Genomic DNA, 19,200 nt, shown 5'->3' with positions numbered 1-19,200 from the left:
GAGTTGTGGAGCACGTAGTCGCTCAGAAGGAAGAGAACTCGCATCCTCGGAGCCTAACAGGAATCGGTCCCCCTACGGCACGCAAGCCTGCCCGGAACGCCCCGCTCCCAACGATCCGGATCCACAGTTGTTCTCGCCATTCAGCGAAGACGAGAGATCCAGAACGTCGCTGGTGAGTGTCTCTTCGACCCTATTGTCGACGTAGTCCCCTGCGAGGTCATAACCAAGAACGTTGGCGCCGCCGGTCGCTTCCCTTGAACCATCCGAAGTAGACCGTCCAGCATAGAAACAACAGCTGAAGCGGGACGCGAAACCACAGATAACCCGGATCCGTTTCCAGCGCGGAATAGACGTTCGCCGGGAAGACGCCGAGCAGCAGGACGATCAGGCAACCGGCGGCAACTCTGGAGAGTCCGGGAATCAACAGTGCGACACCACCGAAGATCTCGGCGATTCCGGTGCCGACGACCCACAGTTCCGGTCGTGGGAAGGCCGGTGGAACCATGGCGATCATTCTCTCGGCCATGAAAAAGTGACTCATGCCCGTGAAGACGAACATCACCGCGATGGCCAGTCGACCTGCGGGACGAACGCTCCATCGATCATCGCGAACACGCAGGGCCAATAGAGAGAAGGCAAACGTGAGGATTAGAACGACCAGTGGTGCCATATGCTTCAACAGCCTTCCGGTAGCGGTTATACTCCTGCGGCGCGAACGACGACCCGAACCCAGGTAGGAACCTGCCCATGCAACTCGAACCAGGACAGAGCCTGCTGCATTATCGCATCGTCGAAAAGATCGGCGAAGGCGGGATGGGCGTCGTCTGGCGTGCCACCGATACGGAACTGGGGCGGGATGTCGCCATCAAGATGCTTCCTGGTGTGGTGGCCGACGACGGTGAGAGGCTGGCGCGCTTCGAACGCGAGGCCCGTCTGCTGGCATCGCTCAACCATCCGCACATTGCCACGATCCATGGATTGCATGAGGCGTCCATCGACGGACAGAGTGCGCGACTGCTCGTGATGGAACTGGTAGAAGGCGATGACCTGTCTCAGTTGGTCACGATGGGCGTTTCATACGAGCGCGCCATCGAGATCGCCATCGAGATCACTCGTGCCCTGGAGGCGGCCCACGCCAACGGCATCGTCCATCGCGACCTGAAGCCTGCGAATGTGAAGTTGACCGTAGCGACGGAGGTCAAAGTCCTCGACTTCGGCCTGGCCAAGGCGGTCGGAGTCGAACCCGTGTCTTCGTCGGGAACCTCCCCTGCCATGTCTCCGACCATCACGTCGGCCGGCACCGTGGCCGGAGCGATCCTGGGGACCGCCTCTTACATGAGTCCGGAGCAGGCTCGCGGTCGCGCGGTCGATCGCCGCGCCGATATGTGGGCCTTCGGCTGCTTACTCTATGAGTTGCTGACCGGCCAACGGGCGTTCGGCGGCGAAACAATCTCCGATACGCTCGCGGCCGTGCTCAAGGAGTCGCCGGACTGGTCATTGCTGCCGAAGGAGACGCCGGCCGGTGTCCGTCGTCTGCTTCGCCGCTGCCTCGAGAAAGACGCCCGCAAACGCTGGAGCGATGCCGCGGACGCACGCCTGGAACTCGAAGAGGCGCAAGTACCGGAGCCCGTAGAGGAGACGTCGACGCCGGTGGCCGCGCCATCACGCCGTTACCTCCCCTGGCTGATCGCCGTCGGCGCGATCGCGTTGGCCATCGTGGGTTGGATTCGGGTCGGATCTACTCCGCCCGACGATGACGCCCTCCTGCGCCTGACGATCAACATGCCGGACTCTTTGCGAATTGAGGACGAACAGGAATCAAACGTTGAACTCTCCCCGGACGGTCGATTCGTCGTCTTCTCGGGGCTCGACGACGGCGGACAGAGCGCCCTCTACATAAGAAGCCTGGACACCGAGGGAGTACGAAAGCTGGCCGGTACGGAGAACGGTGAGAACCCGATCTTCTCTCCGGATGGCAATTGGATAGCGTTCTTCGCCGACGGACAGCTCAGGAAGATGCAGGTCAGCGGTGGTCCACCGGTTGCGATCTGTGACTTAGTCGGATCCTCGCGAGGCGCCTCGTGGGGCTATGACGACCGGATCATCTTCCCGAAGCACTTCGACACCGGACTCTGGCAGGTCCCGGGATCCGGCGGCACGCCGGCACCGTTGACCGAACTGGATGCGGACAAGCTGGAACGCACCCATCGCTGGCCGCAGATCGTCCCTGGCCACCCGATTGTGTTGTTCACGGTCGCGACCACAGACAGTCCCGAATTCTACGACGATGCTCAGATCGATGCCGTGAATCTCGAGACCGGCAAACGGAAGACCGTCTTCCAGAACGCCAGCTTCGCCCGCTACGCGGCAAGTGGTCACCTGATCTTCGGTCGCGATGGCGCCCTCTGGGCGATCCCCTTCGACATCGACAAGCTCGAGACGACCGGTTCTCCGCTTCCGGTACAGTCAGGCGTCCAGGGTCTTCGAAACTCCGGCGTCGTCTTCGCTTCGATTTCGAACAACGGAATGCTGGCCTACTTGATGGGACAGCCGGAGGATAACGACAAGGAACTGCTCTGGAAGTACTTCGATGGAGGGTCTGTGCCGGTTCCCGGCTTTCCGGTCGACTCGGTGGTCGGCGTCGACCTTTCGCCGGACGGAGAGAAGATCGCGGTGTCCATCAGCGGAACCCATGCGTTTGACATATGGGTGTTCGACATCGAGAAGAAGACACGCACCCGAATTACGTTCGACGGTGACTGTACGGACCCGCACTTCACAGCCGACAGCCAAGCGGTGATTTACGCCCTGGTCCGGGATGGTCTTGGCATGGTGGCGATGAAGGCCGCTGACGGCAGTGGAGATGAGACGATTCTCTGGAGGGTTGACGGCGTTACCGTCGGGCCCGAAGACGTTTCGCTCGATGGCAGCCGATACCTCTTCAGCTATCACGGATCCAGTAAGAGCGACCTCTACATAATGTCGGCGAACGACCCGACCGCCGAACCGGAACCCTTCATCGCGGGACCCGGCGATGAGGATCTTGCGCGATTCTCTCCTGACGGGCGTTGGCTCGCCTACACCACCGACGAGGGCGGCGATTACGAGGTTTTCGTCCGCTCCGCCTCCGGTGGCGGCGGACAATGGCAGGTATCGAACGGTCCGGGAATTCTGCCGCGCTGGGCACCGGACGGACGCAAGCTGTACTTCAGAGCGGGACGAAACCTCTACGTTGTCGACGTTCAACCCGGTGAGAACGCAACGGCCTTCGGCGTCGGAGCCCCGCGCCAGATCTTCAACGATCTCGATCGTTCACGATTCACATCGGGCTATGGCGTCTCACTGGACGGCAAAGCGATCCTGGTCCCGAAGTCACTGCAGGACGCCGCCCTCCAGGACAAGATCACGATCCTGGTGAACTGGCTCGACGAGGTCGAGCGCATCGTTCCGTCCGGTCGCTAGAGCTACCCCGCCGAGACCGACGTCTCCTTGCGGATCAGTTTGCCCAATTCCTCACGATCCGCCGCCAGCAGTTCGGCGACTCGATCCTCATTGACCTTCGCGGCGATGATGTGACCGACCTCGTCGTCGACCTTGGTGAACAGACCGTGGGTCTGCATCTTCTGGGTCTGGTATTGGTTGTCCTCCGTCGGGCTGACGTAGTGCACCGTAAGCGCCTTGTAGCGGTGGATCAAGAACAGGTGTACCAGAGACATCAGCCGTTTCTTGCGCAACCCCTTGTCGAAGGTGTTCTGATCGCGGATGGAGAGGAAACTCCGACCGCGACGATCGAGGATGGGAGCGAAGACGACGTTGGCCACCTTCTCATCACTGGGGCTGAGAACCCGCAATTCCAGTAACTCGGAGCCGGCCGTATGCGGTCGTAACTCCACACGTAGGGGTGACGCCAGATCGTAGTGATCGGTCCAGATCGCCAGCCATTCCTCCAGCAGTCCGTGGGGCACCTCGGTCTGCACCAGATGCTGGAACTGGGTCGATCCCTTGCCCATCGACTTGGTGGTCGCCGTTCGACCCGACGAGGCCATCAGCGCACCGTCGATCCGCGGCCCACCGACCAGGGTCTGAGGCGTGCGGTAAGGCGACTCGACAAGACGGAGCTTTCTCTGCAGACGGGCCAGGGCCAACATCCCGTCTTCCTTCAAGGCGCGGGCGAATTCCTCGGCCGCCATGCCATCGATCTGATGCCCGCCATAGGTGATGAAGTTGAAGACGAAGCCCAGCTTTCCCAGCTCTTCGGGGAATTTTTGCATCTCCTCGTCGTTCATTCCCGTCGTGTCCCAGTTGAACGAAGGAGACAGGTTGTAGGCCAACATCTGTTTCGGGTACACCGCATGGATCGCCTTGGCGAAGCGACGCGCGTCCTCGAGATCGGCGGTCTTGGTCTCCATCCAGAGCACATCCGAGAACGGTGCCGCGGCCAGGCTCTTGACGATCGAATAGTCGATCCCGCCCTGGATCTGGTAATAACCCTCGGGAGTCTTCGGCAGCTCGCAGTTCCAGATGATGTCTAGACCCATCGAACGGGCCTTCTCGCGGGCTTCGAAGAACGACGCACGAGACGCGAAGGCTCGCCACTCGTCGACCTTCATCTCGAGCTGCTCACCCTCTTCGAGATGGAACTCCATGGCGTCGGCGACGGCTTCGCCATAGGTCTTGAGACCCGCCGCGGCCTGCCAACATTCGAGGAATCGATTGGCGACATCGTCAAGCAACGCCTCGGCACGACCGCCCTTGGCCTTGAACTTCTTGGCCGCCTCGTCGATGACTCCAAGGACGCCGGCGTGTTCCAGCCAGGCAAACGCCGCATCAAACTCCAGATCCGAGGTTCCGGCAAGAAGGTGTCCACGAATCTCGTCGACACCCTGCTCGAAGAACCGCTTGTGAATTGCAAGATAGGCCGTGCGATAGGTCGGCACGTTGACGTTGGTGGCACCCAGGATGAACGGCTGGTCCCGTTCGTCGGCACGGTTCTCCAGCAGCGTTGCAGACTCTGCGTCGGTGCGTGCGACGATGATGCCGGCCACACCCATGACGTCCAGCTGGAAACGAGTCGCGTTCAAACGCTTGATCTGTTCATCGACGGACACCAGAACCTTGCCGCCTTGATGGCCACACTTCTTGACGCCGGGCTTCTGATCCTCGATGTGATAACCGGGGACACCGACCTCGACGAAACGTCGAATCAGGTTGCGAACATGCGCATCGCCTCCGTGCCCGGTGTCCGCGTCCGCGATGATGAACGGTCGGAAGTCGGCCACGGGCGTCGATAGCTTCTGCGACGGGCTCATCCGCGTGCGGGCGAAATGCTGATTGCGATCGGCGGTCAACAGGGCACGCACGATGGGCGCAGCCTCATCCGGAACCTGACTGAGAGGATAGCTGGCCAGGTCGGCACCGGGATCCTCCGTAATCGAACCCTTAGCGGACGTCGCCCAACCACCGAGGTAGATCCCCTCGATGCCGAGACGTTTCATCGTCACGGCCTGACCGGGCGAATAGGGCCCGAACGTCGTGACGGACTTTTTGTCTTCAAACAGCTCGCGAAGGCGGTCGTAGAACTGCTCCGCCGCGACACGCGCGACCGAGTAGTCATTCAGAATCGTGCCCTGCTGGGCCGCGACCTGCTGTGGAGAAAAGAGCCGTTCGATCTCGTCAAATCGGGAACGTGCGAACCACTCGTCGGCTTCGGCGACCTGCCCCTGATATCTATCCATCATTTTTCCCTGACCTGCCGCCGGAGTCGGCGTTAATAATGAAGACCTGTTCCAGAGTCTATTTTACCGCCTGGGGAGAACTTATGACCCGTCTCTGCGGTTCGCCAGTGGATCCTGAGGCGATATAATTCGACCGGTTCCGAGGAAGCCTGAGAACGGAGATCGGAAGTGTCGCGATGGCAACGAATCGTGCTGCTGGCCACCGGACTGGGACTCTTCCATAGCTCGCTGGTCCCGCCGGTCCGACAGAATGACGGCGACCTCTGTCGCTACCACGCATTCACGGAGCGAGGCTGGCCCTTCACGAGGGAGTTCGGGACCGGTGGGGTCGATGGGACGGCCCTCCTGACGGAGTACGGGATCATCCTTTCGTTGGCCGGGATCGCCTACGTGCTGCTAGGGTGGCTCGGAACCCGTCACCGCACGGCGACGCCGCCAACAGGGTCAGCCGTCAGGCCTGCCCCTGAGACCAAGAAATATCGTGTGACGCTCACCCTTCTTTCCGTTGGAGCGGGCGGGCTCGCTTCGCGCGTCGAAGCCGACGGCCGCCAATCGACTCTCGAAGACCGGCGACGCCTCCGCTGACCATACCGCCAGGACGCCCCCCGGCGTGAGCGCTCGTTGGATCTGCTGCAGGCCCGGACGGTTGTAAAGCCGATCGTTGGAGGCCAGAGTCCACGCGTCGGGCCCGTTATCGACATCCAGCAAGATCGCGTCGAAGGGTTGCTGGACCTCACGCAGGTAATCGACCACATCGGTCACAGCCACCATGACGCGTGAATCGGCCAGAAGATCGGTCGACGACTGGAAGCCGAACTTGCGGTTCCAGTCGACGATCGTCTCGAAGTACTCGACGACGACGATCGTCGACGCGGCGGGGAACGTATCGAGAGCCGCCGCCAGGGTGAACCCCAGCCCCAACCCACCGATCAGGACCCGCGGTCGATCGCAGCCCTTGAGCTCTTCCGCGGCCATCTCGGCCATCGCGCGCTCGGAACCCGGCGCACGAGTCGACATCAGCCCCTGGCCATCCACATCGATGTAATAGTTCCCGGTGTGCAGCGACAGCGTCATCCGCATGCCGTCGGGTGTGGTGGTTTCAGCGAGTAGTTCGGGGCGTTTCATCGGGTATGGTTACCACGATGATTGTACTCCTACTCGAAGACCTTCAGGTCCGTTCGTCGCCCGGTTTTGACCGAGAACGACAAAGTCGGTTGAGGTATTTCAGAAATTCCTTCACGAGTTCCGACGAACGTGTCGAGTCCTTCAATGCTCGCGTCTCTCGGTAGGCGCAGCACCCCATCGACGAGAGACAACGACAAATCGATCTTGCTGTCCGATTCCCACTCGCCGCGAAAATCCAGGTGGACCTCTCCCATCCGGAACTCGGCATCGATAATTGATGGGTTCATTCGATTCAGATTGTCGATGAGGATGGCTCCGGTGCCACCACGGATCGTGAGTCGCTCGAGCCGCCCCTCAAGCGGTGTGTTGGCGTCGAGCTTCAGGTAGGCCCCCTCGATGTCGAAGTCGGCTGCCAGGAGATGCAAACGACTCAAGTCGACGACGGCCCCACCGTTTCTCTGCAGCAAGCTCAATTCGAGAGGTGTGTCCACCGGGATTCGAATCCGCAACTGGGGCTGCCCACCGTGGATTCCCTGCTTGATCGCCGTGATCAGTCTTGAAGAGGTGACCAGAAATCGCAGACGGTAGGATCCCGGGATTCCATTCTCGACGATCTCCTCAATTCGATAGTCGTTGGCGTCGTAGCGGGCCTCGATACTCAGCGGCTCGCCGGGTGCTGCCGGCTCGAGGTAGAGCTCGCAGGTGTCCAACTCGAGCGTGACCTTGAACGGCGCACCGGGAACGACGGTGACGGGATCCTGGACGCGCACGGATTCCTGGGGGTCGGCGTCACCAACGGAGTGCCAGGTCAGCCCCGCAAGGATCACAACGACCAGCACGGCCAGCAACAGCAGTCCCAGACAACCACCGATCCACCATTTTCTTAGACCGCCATCGCCCACCGCCGACCTCCTCTCGCGGGGATCCCCCATCGCCCTCAAAAAGAAATACGAGGAGTGACCGGCAAAGATTCCACTCCTCGGGGCCCGAAACTGGAATTTGCCCGGACCCGACCCTATGTTCAAGCCGACATCGGAGGGTCACCCAATGCTACGGAAACTGCTGAAAACACTGATCGTTCTGCCGGTTCTGGCGATAAGCCCGAGCTTCGCTCTAGAGAACTCCGTCGACCTCCACAGCGTCAGCTTTCCCGAGCGTCTGACGGTGTCGCTCCCCATTGCAGCCATCCCCGGTGCGCCCCAGGCGCGTCTGTCGGCGGATGTGAACTATCGCAAGGGGCAGGCCAGCATCGACCTGACCTACTCCGCGATGAAACCGGCCATCCTCTATGGCGGCGACGTCACCTGTTACGTGGTCTGGGCCATCACCCGCGACGGCACCACCGAGAATCTCGGCGAGCTTCTGACCCGCAAGATGAGTGGTCGGCTGAGCTTCAAGACCGGGCAGAAGAGTTTTGGCCTATTGGTCACCGCCGAGTCCTACTATCTGGTGAATCGACCGTCGCAACTCGTCGTGTTTCGCAGCCTGAAGCCGACGGGTGAACCCCACGTGGTCACGCCGTTTACGTTTGACAAACTCGAGCCTGCACCACGGCACGGGATGGACAACATCGAAGGCATCCGCTGGGACTCCCGGGTACCCCTTGAATTGCTCCAGGCGCGTAAGGCGTTTGAACTCGCGACACGCATGGAAGCTGGAATTCACGCCGGCGACATCCACGCCGAGGCCGGCGTCGCCATGGACGAGGCCAACAAGATCGCCCAGAGCGCTCCGAAGAGCCGAGAGCTCCTGGACTCCGCCCGACGGGCCGTGGCGCTTAGCAACCAGGCGCTCAACATCTCCGCCCGTCGCGTCGAAGCGCTCGAGATCGAGCGACAGATCGCCGAGCGTCGAGCGGAAACCGCTGCGCTGGAGCAACGGGCGGCGGAGGCCGAACAGTCGACGATCCAGGCGCAGGAACTTGCGCAACTGGCCAAGCAAGCGGCCGATACGGCTCGACTGGAAGCCGAGCAGGTACGCCTGGAACGCGAGCGAATGGCGACGGAGACGACCGCGCTGCGCACCGAGAAGGCGACGCTTGAAAGCAGCATGAGCGCGCTACGACAGGAGACGCTCACGTTGCAGACCGAGTCCTCTCGCCTCGAACGGGAACGCACGGCGTTCGAGCAGGAGTCCCTGCGCCTTCGTGACGAGAAGGCCCGTATCGAACGAGAAAAAGCCGAACTGGAATCCACGTTTGCCCGCGTCCAGATGGAAAAGAACCAGCTGGCGGGTCGTCTGGAGAGCGCCCTTTCCCACGTGGCGGACACGACGGACTCGGCGCGAGGCTACGTCGTCAACCTCCCGGACATCCTCTTCGACGTCAACGAGGCGACGCTCAAGGTCGATGCCCAGCTCGTGCTGTCTAAACTGGCAGGCATCCTCTTGATCATGCCGGAGCAGAAGGTCGAGGTGGAAGGCCACACCGACTCGACGGGTGGTGCGGAGTACAACCTCGACCTATCCCAACGCCGCGCCAATTCAGTCCTGTCGTTGCTTCGAAGTCAGGGGCTGGAGGCCGATCGGTTACAGGCCGTCGGCTTCGGCATGCAACAACCGGTCGCCGACAACGACACGGCGGCGGGTCGAAGCAAGAACCGTCGGGTCGAGATCGTGATCAGTTCGTCTGGGTCGTGAACCGCGGCCGCTTCACGTAGGGAACGCCCTCGGCCATTTGAACTTCGCCGCGCGAATAGAAACGGGAGATCGTCACCCGTCGGCTGTCGGGGGAGATGCCGAACGACTCGATACTGAAATCCGTGGTGAGCGGCAACAGCAACCGGCTGGTCGATGTTGTATCCCGACCTTCGTCGAACTCCTGGGTGATCAGCCCATACACGGGCCCCGATCTAGCGACATAGACGAATGAGCGACCACCGTCCAACCAACGGGGTCTTCCCACGCTGACCATCGTGCGCGAGACGCCGGTCTCTAGACCCTCCGTCAACTGAGTCACCTCGAGCGTCTCGATCTCGAGGACATAGAGATGGGTCGAGGTCGAATCCATTTGTGAGGGAAAGAGCACGTAGCGGCCATCGGGCGAGATCTGTGGCGTGTAGATCGACTTCGCAAGCAGCCTCGTGGCATCCGAGCCGTCCTGGCGAATTTTCCAGAGTCCGACATGTTTCGGGTTCGACGTGGAATAAATGATCCACTCTCCGTCGGAAGATGCCGTCGGGTTTTCGGCGTCGACACCGTCCCGGGTCACCTGCCGCGCACCACCTCCATCGAGGCTGGCGATCCAGATCTCAAGGTTGCCACTGCGATCGGAACTCCAGATGATCCTGGATCCATCGGGCATGAACGCCGGGTCCCAGTCGTTGGCCGTATCGTCGGTCAACTGGGTCAACGATTCAGAGGCGGCATCGAAAATCCACAGATCGAGGTTGCCCCCCCGGTTGGAGGAGAAGAGGATCTTCGTTCCATCGGGCGAGTAAACCGGTTGGCGATCGACACTGTTGCCGTCGGTCAACGTTAGCGATGGGAGTTCGATACCAGGCTGCAGCGGCAACTGGGTCAGTCCCTGTCGATTTCCGATCGTACCGAACACTATCCGACCGTCGTCGACGATGTCCAAGCGCGACCCGAACTGATTCAGAAGTAAGCGGTTGGCCCAGAACAGATCGACCGTCTCGCCCGTTGTCACATTCAAACTCGACATTTTCACGGCCGTTGTGCTCGACCCTGCCAGGAGATCGTCGCTCCAGCCAAACACCAGATGCTCCCCGTCTCCAGACCAGGCCAGGCCAGTCAAACTGGGTCGTTCGGGAGGAAGGCTGGTCACTTCTCCGGTCTTGACATCCACCAAGTTTATGTTCAGCGGTGTGACGTTGTTCTGGGAGGATGAGACAACAGCGATATGCCTGCCATCTGGGGACCATCTAGGCGAACCCAGTGCCAACCCGTCGAACGTTGCCAGTATCCGTTCGTCCGCACCGTCCGCGTTGCAGATTCCGATCTCATCCGAGCCTCCGCTGTTTCGCACGAAGACGATGGATTTGCTGTCCGGCGACCAGTCGGCCTCGCTCGCCAGGTCGATCATCTTGCGTGGATCACCGCCGACTGCCGGTATGCGAAAGATTGACGGCCCGTCAGCCGTCAGGCGACTGAAGAGAATACTGGTTCCGTCCGGTGAGAACCGTACGAACGAATCGTTGCCGTCGGTTAGCCGTGCTTCGCGTCCACCCTGTAGCTGCTTGATCCAGAGCCCGCTTGAACCCGCACGTCGGGCGGTGAACGCGATCGTCCTACCATCCCGCGATGCGGCGGGGTGGGCCCCGGTCCCGGTAAATGTCAGTTGCTCGATCTTGACCGGACTCGGAAGACCTGAGGGCGCTGACGTTCCTTTCAGCCACGCACCGACGAGGAGACCTAGGACCAGAATGACGGGGATCAGCCACATCGGTAGCGACCTTCGGGCCCTCCGCGGCTCCGTAACGAGTGCCTGCGTTTCCATCGTACTCCCCGACGACGTCTCGAGCGCAAACGCCAGATCGTGGGCCGAATGGAATCTCTGTTCGGGCTGCTTCTCGAGACAACGCTGGACAATTCGCTGAACCGCCAGAGGCGTAACCGTCTCCCCGTCGGGAAACGGCGGCGGGTCTTCACGCAGGATCGCGGTCATCGTCTCCGGCACCGTGTCCTCTTCGAACGGTCGCTTCCCACGGAGCATCTCGTACAGCACCGTACCCAACGAAAAGATGTCCGACGACGAACCGACCGGCTCCCCACGGGCCTGCTCCGGTGACATGTAGTTGACGGTTCCGAGCACGGCTCCGGCGCCGGTCAGGTGGGTAAAGGTCGGTGTGTTCTCCGGTAGTGACGCCGGGGCATCGGCGGTGCTGCGGGCCAGACCAAAGTCCAGGATCTTGAGACTGCCGCCGCGAGTCAGGAAGAGATTCTCCGGCTTGAGATCTCGATGGACGATCTCGTTGTCGTGGGCGGCACCCAGCCCGCGAGCGGCCATGCGTGCGTAGTCGACGGCCTTTCGTGACGGCAGCGGGCCGGCCGCGAGCGCGTCGCGCAGTGTCTCCCCGTCTAGCAGTTCGATGACCGCGTACACGACGCCGTCGTCTTCGCCGAAATCGTGAATTCCCATGATGTTCGGGTGCGACATGGCCGCCACGGCCTTGGCCTCCCGTTCGAAGCGCGCCCGCGCCTCCGGATTGGTGCGAAAGGCCTCGGGCAACACCTTGATCGCGACGTCGCGATCCAACCGGCCATCGCGGGCTCGGTAGACCTCGCCCATCCCCCCGGCTCCGAGGGAACCGAGAATCTCGTAGGCTCCGAGGCGCTGGCCGATCTCTAGTGCCATGTCAGGGCTCTCCTACTTCGGCAGTTGCTCGGGCAAGATGATGTTGCACCCCTCAGACTCGGGATCATAGACCAGGATCAGGTCTCCGGCGTCCAGTCTCCGGACGACCTCTTCCGCCTTGTCGTCCACATCCCCCAACTCGGTTCCGTCCCGGGAGACGTACTCTTCGATGACACCGGCCAGTGCGTGGCCGCTCAGCTGGCGATGCGGGATGATCATCGAACAAGCGGAAGCGCGTCGACGTCGATGGGCGCACGCCACGCCGCCTGCGCGGCGACGGAATCGGGACGTCGGGTTGGATCTGCATTGAGGTTTCGACGAAGGAACGAGTGCATCTCTTCGCTGATGCCGTGCCCGATCTTGTGGGGCGGCGGTAGTTCCAGGGACTGCTTCTGCTGCCACATTCCGATGGTGGTGCCCTTCTTGATCAACCGGTTTCCCGCGAGAAGCTCGTAGGTCATGCAGGCCAGCGCGTAATTGTCGACCTTCTCGTCGATGCCGAGGGTCTCCTCGAGCTGCTCGGGCGCCATGTAGAACGGTGTTCCGACGACCGATGTCTCGAGTGTTTTCGTCCGGTCACCGCCGTGTTCGATCGGTCGCGCAACACCGAAGTCGATCAGTTTGATTCCGCCCTCGGGGGTCAGCATCGTGTTGCTGGGCTTCACATCACGGTGCAAGACGCCCTTCCCGTGGATGTACTCCAGGGCGTTGGCCAGCTGGCCGGTAATGGGCCGCACCAGGTTCTCGGCGATCGGAACACGACGCCCGGTGACCCGCTCGAGTCCGGGTCCCTCGCAATATTCGACGACGATAAACTGCGTACCGTAGGCCGAGAATCCTTCGATCCGCTTTGCCAGGTTCTCGTGATCCAGGCCGGAAACGATCTTGGTTTCCTCACGAAAACGGGATAACGCCGTCGTGTCGTATGCCAGCTTGTGACTCATCATCTTCAACGCGAATCGCTTGCCATCCGAATCGCGGATGGCCTCGTAGACCATCGCCATGCCGCCACGACCGATACACCGGACGATGCGATACCCGTGAATATGCTTGCCGCCAAGCGCGTCGGCGTCCGAGCGTCCCAGGCGCTCGGAGATCAACCGAGTCAAGACGACGGCGATCTCCGGATGACGCCGGGCCAGATCGTGAAAATCGTCGGCGGCGAGCTCCAGCACCCGCATCGGCGTCCGCGCGACGACATCGGCGCTGGTGGGCTCGCCGGAGATCAACGCCATCTCGCCGATTACGTCCCCGACCGAGACCTCCGCGACCTCGGTGGGAGCCTCCATCCCGGCGGCGACGACGACCGCCGCCCGTCCCTCGAGGATCAACTGCAGGGAGCTGGCCGGAATATCCTGATGAATCAGCTTCTCGCCCTCGGCGAACGTCGTCTCGTCCATGCGGTCCATCAGTCGCTCGAGCAAGTCGTCCGGCAGTCCGCTGAACGGCTCGCAATCGGCCAGTGTGCGCTGGTGTTCGTTCCCCGGTCCGTGCATTGTTGTTCCCGTCGAGATTACAGCCTGGGTGGCGTCGCCACGATTCTAGCCGTTCTGGCCGGGGCAGACGAGATTCACTTTTTGGCGAGCTGGATGACTCCGTCCCAGCCCTGTGGCGGCGGATCGGACTCGAAACCGGCAATCGTGCTCAGGTACCACTCCGACGGCCCGTCGGTGCCACCTCGTCGACGACAGGTCTCCTCGAATCCGGCAACCGCCTCACGGAACCTGCGAGACGTGAATTGGGTGACGGCGTCGCCGAAGATGGAAAGCGTGTCGGCGTCGATGCTGCCTGGAGTCTCATGCGATCCCAGCAGTTCATACAACTCGACAGGATCCGCACGGCCAACCACTCGAACCCGGCCGAGAAACCGAGAGATGAACTCGTCTCCTGCGGCTGCGATCGCCTCTCCGCTGACAAGGACGCGAGTGCCGGTGGTCTTGTTCAGCGATTCGAGGCGAGCCGCCAGGTTGATCGTGTCGCCGATGGCGGTGTAATCGAACCGCTGTGAAGAACCCAGGTTTCCCACCAACATCGGGCCGCAATGCACCCCGATGCGTGTCACGAGACGCGACGCCGGCGAATCCCCCGTCGACTCCTGCTGCGCCGCCATCGCAAGGGCTGCGCGACATGCCCGCGGTGCGTGATCCTCCATCCGGACGGGGGCGCCCCAGATGGCGAATACCGCATCGCCAATATATTTGATGAGCGTGCCACCCGTCTCGAACAGTTTCGTCGTGATCGCGGAGAAATACTCGTTGAGCATCTTGGCGGTCTCGGTGGCCGTCATGTCCTCTGCGATCGACGTGAACCCCTGAACGTCGGTGAACAGGGCGGTACCAACGACCTCCTCGCCGCCCAGGCTAAGAGACTCGGACTCTTCGGAAATACGTCGACTCATCTCCGGCGAAAGGTAAAGGGCGAATGCCCGGCGTATCTTCTCGCGTTGACGAACCGTGGTCAGGTAGTACCAGAGCGTACTGGCGCCGTAGGAGATCGGTGCCTGGATCAGCGCCGGCAGGATGACCGCGATCGATCGACCCCAGAAGGTCAGCGCGCCGTAGCCGACGACCCACACACACCCGATGAGCGCGAACAACGCCACGGCGGCCGTGAGGGGGCGCAGGAAGATGAACAGAAACGCCGCCAGCAGGGCTAGACCGAACGACCAGGCTACGATCCACCCGATCGTCGGTCGATCGAGGTGTCTTCCCTCGAGGAGGTTGGCGGCAATCGTCGCGTGCACCTCGACACCGTAGGTGAACCCCACCACCCCCCCGCTGAACGGCGTCGGGAACGAGTCCTTACTTTCGCCGATCTGCGTCGCGGCGACCTGTGAAAGGCCCACAAACACGACTCGATCCTGAAAGAAGCCATCGGGCAGGTACTGGTCCGGGTCGAGGGCCTGATAGAGCGACACGGTGTTGATCGTTCGCGGCGGCCCGTAGTAGTCGATCAGACGGCTGCCACGATCCCCGCGGAATGAGAGATCGCCTGTCGCAACCTCGTAAGCGGCCAACGCCAGGCTCGGACGGTCTCCGGTGTACAGCCAACTCTCTCGAATGACGCCGTCGCCGTCCTGTGGCATGGAAACTTCGCCAACTGCCGCCGCACTCTCGGCGAACGGTCGATACGGTTCGATCAGTCGTGCTTGTCGGAAACGTGGATCCTCTGTTCGATCGATCGTCGACCCCAGAACGACGTTGTTCGCGTCAAACAGCGCCAGCTCGAACTGAACGTCGCTTGCGGGATCACCCGGCGTTTCAAACAGCACATCGAAGGCGACGGACCGAGCTCCCCGATCTTTCAGTATTCGGACCAGCTCGGCGTGGAGCTCCCGAGGCCACGGCGCCAGGGGGTCGACACCGCGCTCGATAAACGAGGCGTCATCGATCGCAACGACAACGACCCCCGTTGGAGCGGGCCGAGCGCCACGAAGCTTGAACAGGAAGTCGTGGCCGTAACGTTTCTCGAGACTCGCCATCAACGGCCAGTGACTCAGGACCACACCAACAAGGCCGACGGCGACCGCCAACACCACGGCCGTGCGGGTGCGTGAATCCGTCACGGCGAGGTGAAGTTCACCGTCAGGAGCGCCGTTCGGGCGGGAACGATGTCCTGCTCGAGTGAACTACGGAAGTAATCGAACTCCTGATCCGTCACATTCATCACACTGAGGACCACGGATCCCCAACGACCGGGCAATCGATAGCCGATATCCAGGTCGGCGGTCCAGAAATCCTCCTCGATCGGCGACCGGGCGGCATTGGACAGATCGTCAAATTGGTCGACACGCTGATCGAACATCGTTCCGCGAACGGCGGTAAAGAAACCCATCGGCAGGAAGAAACGCACCTGAGGTCGCAGTCGTTGGGTGCGAACGAAGTCCTCGAAGAGGCTGTTGTTGCTCAACTGGGTGAAATCGAAGTCCCGCTCCTCGTACGCATATTCAAGGCTCAGGGCCAGACGATTGCCAACCGTCGCGTTGACGTAGAGGTTACCCAGCCAGTCGTCGCTGTTCCTTCCGACGATCTCCGTGGCCGACTGAAACGCACAGCCTGCGAATGGATCCGGCGCCGAACAGTAGGGCTCCGGGATGTCCAGATCGCGTCGAAGCAGCGAGAGTCCGCCGAAGACCCGCTTGCCGAACTCCTGATCGACACCCACTCCGTAGTTCCAGGACGACGTGCCGGCGGGGTCGTCGAAGAACTGGTTAAAGCCGACAACCTGGGTCGGCTCGAGTGTTTGCAGCCGACCGATGGCGGGAGTCAAACGGCTGTAGGCGGTCGCCCTGAAGACGGTCGAGGCGGAGGCCCGAACCGACAGCCCAAACTTCGGGCTGACCTCGGAGTCTTCGAGGACCAGATCGGAGATCTGCAGGTTGGAGTCCCTCGGTGGCAGGAGTCCCAGTGGGACGTAGGCATCCTCATAGGACAGCCCGGCCGTCAACTCCAGAGGACCCATCCCGCGAATCTTGGCATAGCCATAGAGGTTCGAGAACTCGTCGTCGCCGCTGGCCATCGCAGGCGGGAGACCGAATGTCGCGCTGCGGACCGTCTGGTCACCGGTGTAATGGCCGGCACCTGCGGTCCAGCTGACATTCCTGGTTCTGAGGACGTACTGCGCTTCCAGCTGAGCACCATCGATCTCTGCGGAGCTGGCCTGCATGAAGATCGGGATCGCGAAATCCTGCTTGACCTCGCTAATGATGGCGGAGACGGCCAGATCGGAGGCCGGCGAGATCTTGCGGTGATAGCCGAGGCCGATGTTCGTCAGGTCCGTCTCGATGCGCTCCAGCCCGATGAGCGCCGGAAAGCCACGAAGCGGCAGATCACCGGTCTTGCGGGTGCCATCGATGACATTGACCTGGAACTGGTCGCGAGGCGTCAACGCAAAGACCATGAACGCCCGCACGGAGTCGTTGTCGGTATCGTTATTGGTTCGGAAGCCGTCGTCCTCGAACGTCTGGTACGAGACCGCGGCGGCGAACCGATCGCGATTGAAACTTAGCGTGAGGTCTGCACCGCTCGAACTGCTGTCTTTCACTTCGAGCAGGTCCAGGCAAGAGCCGACGTTGCCCATCGGATCCAGGCAAACATCGCCCGGATCGAAGTACTCACTGAGATCGCTGTCGGTCGACCCATAGCGGAGACCGGCAAAGCCTCGAGTTCGCGGACGATTGAACAACGACGTGTACTCATTGAATGACACGCTCTCGTTGACGACGTCCGGCCTGACGGCGTTCACGTTGGAGGGCTGGTAGATCCTCGCCTGCAATGTCTCACTGAGGAAAGCCGGAGCGAAGCCGGGAAGATTGCGGTAGGTTCCCGCCAGGAAGAGATGGGACGAGAAGTTCGACTGGTCCTGATCGGCACTATCGCGAGCGGTCACCATGCCCAGTTGATCAAATCCCAGCTCGTTGTAGATCCCCGCCAGGTCCACCGAGCGAACGGCCAAATCCTCATCGAGCAACAGTCGCGAGCGATAGACGGCCCGCTGATCGTTCAGCTTGATCGACTGCTGCAACTCGCCTAGAGCCTCGACGGGTCGGTTATAGGTCCGTTTGAGGATGGCGTCGTAGAGATGCGGCGTCGGGTCCGAGGGGTCCAGCTGTTTCGCGATCTCCAACTCCTTCGACGCAGCGCCCTCGCGCCGCTCCTCGAAGTACGCCTTCGACAAATAGGAACGAAGCAGCGAGTTGTCGGGGTCGAGGATGACGGCGGTCTGCAGTTCCTCGCGACCGGCGGCCAGATCGCTGCGTAGCAACGCGATGCCCAGTCCCAGGCGCGCCAGCGGGAAACCGGGATCGGAGGCCACGGCACGTCGAAACGTCTCGACCGCCCGGGCCGTCTGAAATTCCGCCAACTCCACGAATCCAAGCACCGCCAACGCCCGCGACGAATCGGCGTCACGACGAACCGCTTTCTCTGCAGCCTCCCGTGCCCCGCGGGTATCGCCCTCCGCCATCCGCAGCTCCGCCAGACGGGCACGTGCCTCTGCACTATCCGGATCCAGTCGCACCGCGGTCTCTGCAAGCTCGCGGGCGCTCTCGATGTCGAAATCGGACTGATACGAGAACGACATCGCCATCGCTGCCGCGGCAGATTCGTCGTCGGCCTCGTAGGCCTTCCGGGCGAGGCGACGAGCCTCGTCCTTCCGATCGGCCACGACCTCGATCACCGAGGCTAACGCCAGAGCCACCGGATTGTTGGGGTTTCGCTCTCTCGCCTCGGCGATTATCGACGAGGCGCGAGAGACCTGCCCGGAGGCCAAAAGGTCTGCCGCCTGCAGCAGTCCCTGACCCTCGGCACCCATGGACTGAAGACGCGCGGCGTCCGCGCGACCGACGACACGTGGGTAGTAGAGCGACCAGGTAACGGCGTCGCGCGGTCGCACCACGACACGCCGGACCGGAGCGCTGCCCGGCTTGACGAATGCAGACTCCCCCGCCGAAACACGAAGCGAGCCAAAGTCATTGGACGCATCAACAACACCCTCGACCATCGTGATCGTGGTGGTTCCGTCGAGTCCGACGTCGACAACAAACTCGGTACCGCGGATCGCAGCCGTTACGGTCGGAGTCTCAATCCTTCCGTAGTCTTTCGGCTTGCGACTGGAAAAGTAATGCTGACCCGATAGCACGCGAAGTGCACCCGGTTGACCGTCCTGCGGGGCACGGATCTCGACCTCGCTCTTCTCGTTGACACGATGCAGCGTTTGATCGGAGTAGAGGATCGCCGCTCGGCTGCCTTCACCGGTTTTCACTCGATCGCTGGCAAAGAGGTTCTCGTTGATCACCGACGGATGCCACTGCTCGTCCTCGCTAGAGAGGGTCGTGACGTCGTTCTGGACCGAAGCCAGTTTGCCGCATGGGTCATCGGCGCCGAGGACCGGGGACGCGAGCACCACCCCTAGGCCGATCAGGAAAATGACACCTACCGGACGATTCTTGCGCTGCATCTCGCGGCCCCCCTACACATCGACTGCATCATAGCTGCTAGAATCCGATCTCGATTAATAAATGAGGTC

11 protein-coding genes are annotated in these 19,200 nt (G+C 61.7%); 2 read left to right on the top strand and 9 right to left on the bottom strand.

Features of this window, described 5'->3' with window-relative positions; translation table 11 throughout:
* Positions 1 to 217: 217 nt before the first annotated feature.
* Positions 218 to 670, bottom strand: coding sequence for a DoxX family membrane protein (locus tag OES25_12510; protein ID MDH3628458.1), 453 nt, complete (start codon positions 668 to 670; stop codon positions 218 to 220).
* Between the two features lie 77 nt (positions 671 to 747).
* On the opposite strand from OES25_12510, the gene OES25_12505 reads away from it, so the two are divergent.
* A complete protein-coding gene (locus OES25_12505; protein MDH3628457.1) occupies positions 748 to 3,462 on the top strand; it encodes a protein kinase in 2,715 nt (904 codons plus the stop codon).
* A gap of 2 nt (positions 3,463 to 3,464) precedes the next feature.
* Here OES25_12505 and aceA read toward each other — a convergent pair whose 3' ends face one another.
* From aceA to OES25_12490, 3 genes are all read right to left on the bottom strand, one after another.
* Entirely contained in the window at positions 3,465 to 5,738 is a 2,274-nt protein-coding gene (aceA, locus tag OES25_12500; protein ID MDH3628456.1) for an isocitrate lyase ICL2, read from the bottom strand.
* Positions 5,739 to 6,179: 441 nt separating this feature from the next.
* Complete coding sequence (locus OES25_12495; GenBank protein ID MDH3628455.1) at positions 6,180 to 6,860, bottom strand: MnmC family methyltransferase; 681 nt, start codon at positions 6,858 to 6,860, stop codon at positions 6,180 to 6,182.
* Positions 6,861 to 6,889: 29 nt separating this feature from the next.
* Positions 6,890 to 7,762: a hypothetical protein gene (locus OES25_12490; GenBank protein MDH3628454.1), complete on the bottom strand. Its 873-nt coding sequence runs from the start codon at positions 7,760 to 7,762 to the stop codon at positions 6,890 to 6,892.
* A 145-nt stretch (positions 7,763 to 7,907) separates the two neighbouring features.
* Between OES25_12490 and OES25_12485 the strand changes: the two genes are divergently transcribed.
* Entirely contained in the window at positions 7,908 to 9,497 is a 1,590-nt protein-coding gene (locus tag OES25_12485) for an OmpA family protein (GenBank protein ID MDH3628453.1), read from the top strand.
* Here the strand turns inward: OES25_12485 and OES25_12480 are convergent.
* The 5 genes from OES25_12480 to OES25_12460 all read right to left on the bottom strand — a co-directional run bounded on the left by OES25_12480 (position 9,478) and on the right by OES25_12460 (position 19,131).
* Positions 9,478 to 12,174 carry a protein kinase gene (locus tag OES25_12480; GenBank protein ID MDH3628452.1) on the bottom strand — a complete coding sequence of 899 codons (2,697 nt, stop codon included), beginning with the start codon at positions 12,172 to 12,174 and terminating at the stop codon, positions 9,478 to 9,480. The two genes, OES25_12485 and OES25_12480, sit on opposite strands and share 20 nt — an antisense overlap.
* A 12-nt stretch (positions 12,175 to 12,186) precedes the next feature.
* Positions 12,187 to 12,393: a YheU family protein gene (locus OES25_12475; protein MDH3628451.1), complete on the bottom strand. Its 207-nt coding sequence runs from the start codon at positions 12,391 to 12,393 to the stop codon at positions 12,187 to 12,189.
* Positions 12,390 to 13,670 carry a protein kinase gene (locus tag OES25_12470; GenBank protein MDH3628450.1) on the bottom strand — a complete coding sequence of 427 codons (1,281 nt, stop codon included), beginning with the start codon at positions 13,668 to 13,670 and terminating at the stop codon, positions 12,390 to 12,392. Before OES25_12470 ends, OES25_12475 begins: the two co-directional genes overlap by 4 nt.
* A gap of 74 nt (positions 13,671 to 13,744) precedes the next feature.
* Entirely contained in the window at positions 13,745 to 15,739 is a 1,995-nt protein-coding gene (locus OES25_12465; protein MDH3628449.1) for an adenylate/guanylate cyclase domain-containing protein, read from the bottom strand.
* Positions 15,736 to 19,131, bottom strand: coding sequence for a FecR domain-containing protein (locus OES25_12460; GenBank protein MDH3628448.1), 3,396 nt, complete (start codon positions 19,129 to 19,131; stop codon positions 15,736 to 15,738). The genes OES25_12465 and OES25_12460 overlap by 4 nt, the downstream gene beginning before the upstream one ends.
* Positions 19,132 to 19,200: the final 69 nt, after the last annotated feature.

It is taken from the genome of Acidobacteriota bacterium, from assembly GCA_029861955.1.
Lineage (GTDB): Bacteria > Acidobacteriota > Polarisedimenticolia > Polarisedimenticolales > Polarisedimenticolaceae > JAOTYK01.
This window is presented reverse-complemented; position numbering and strand designations above follow the sequence as displayed.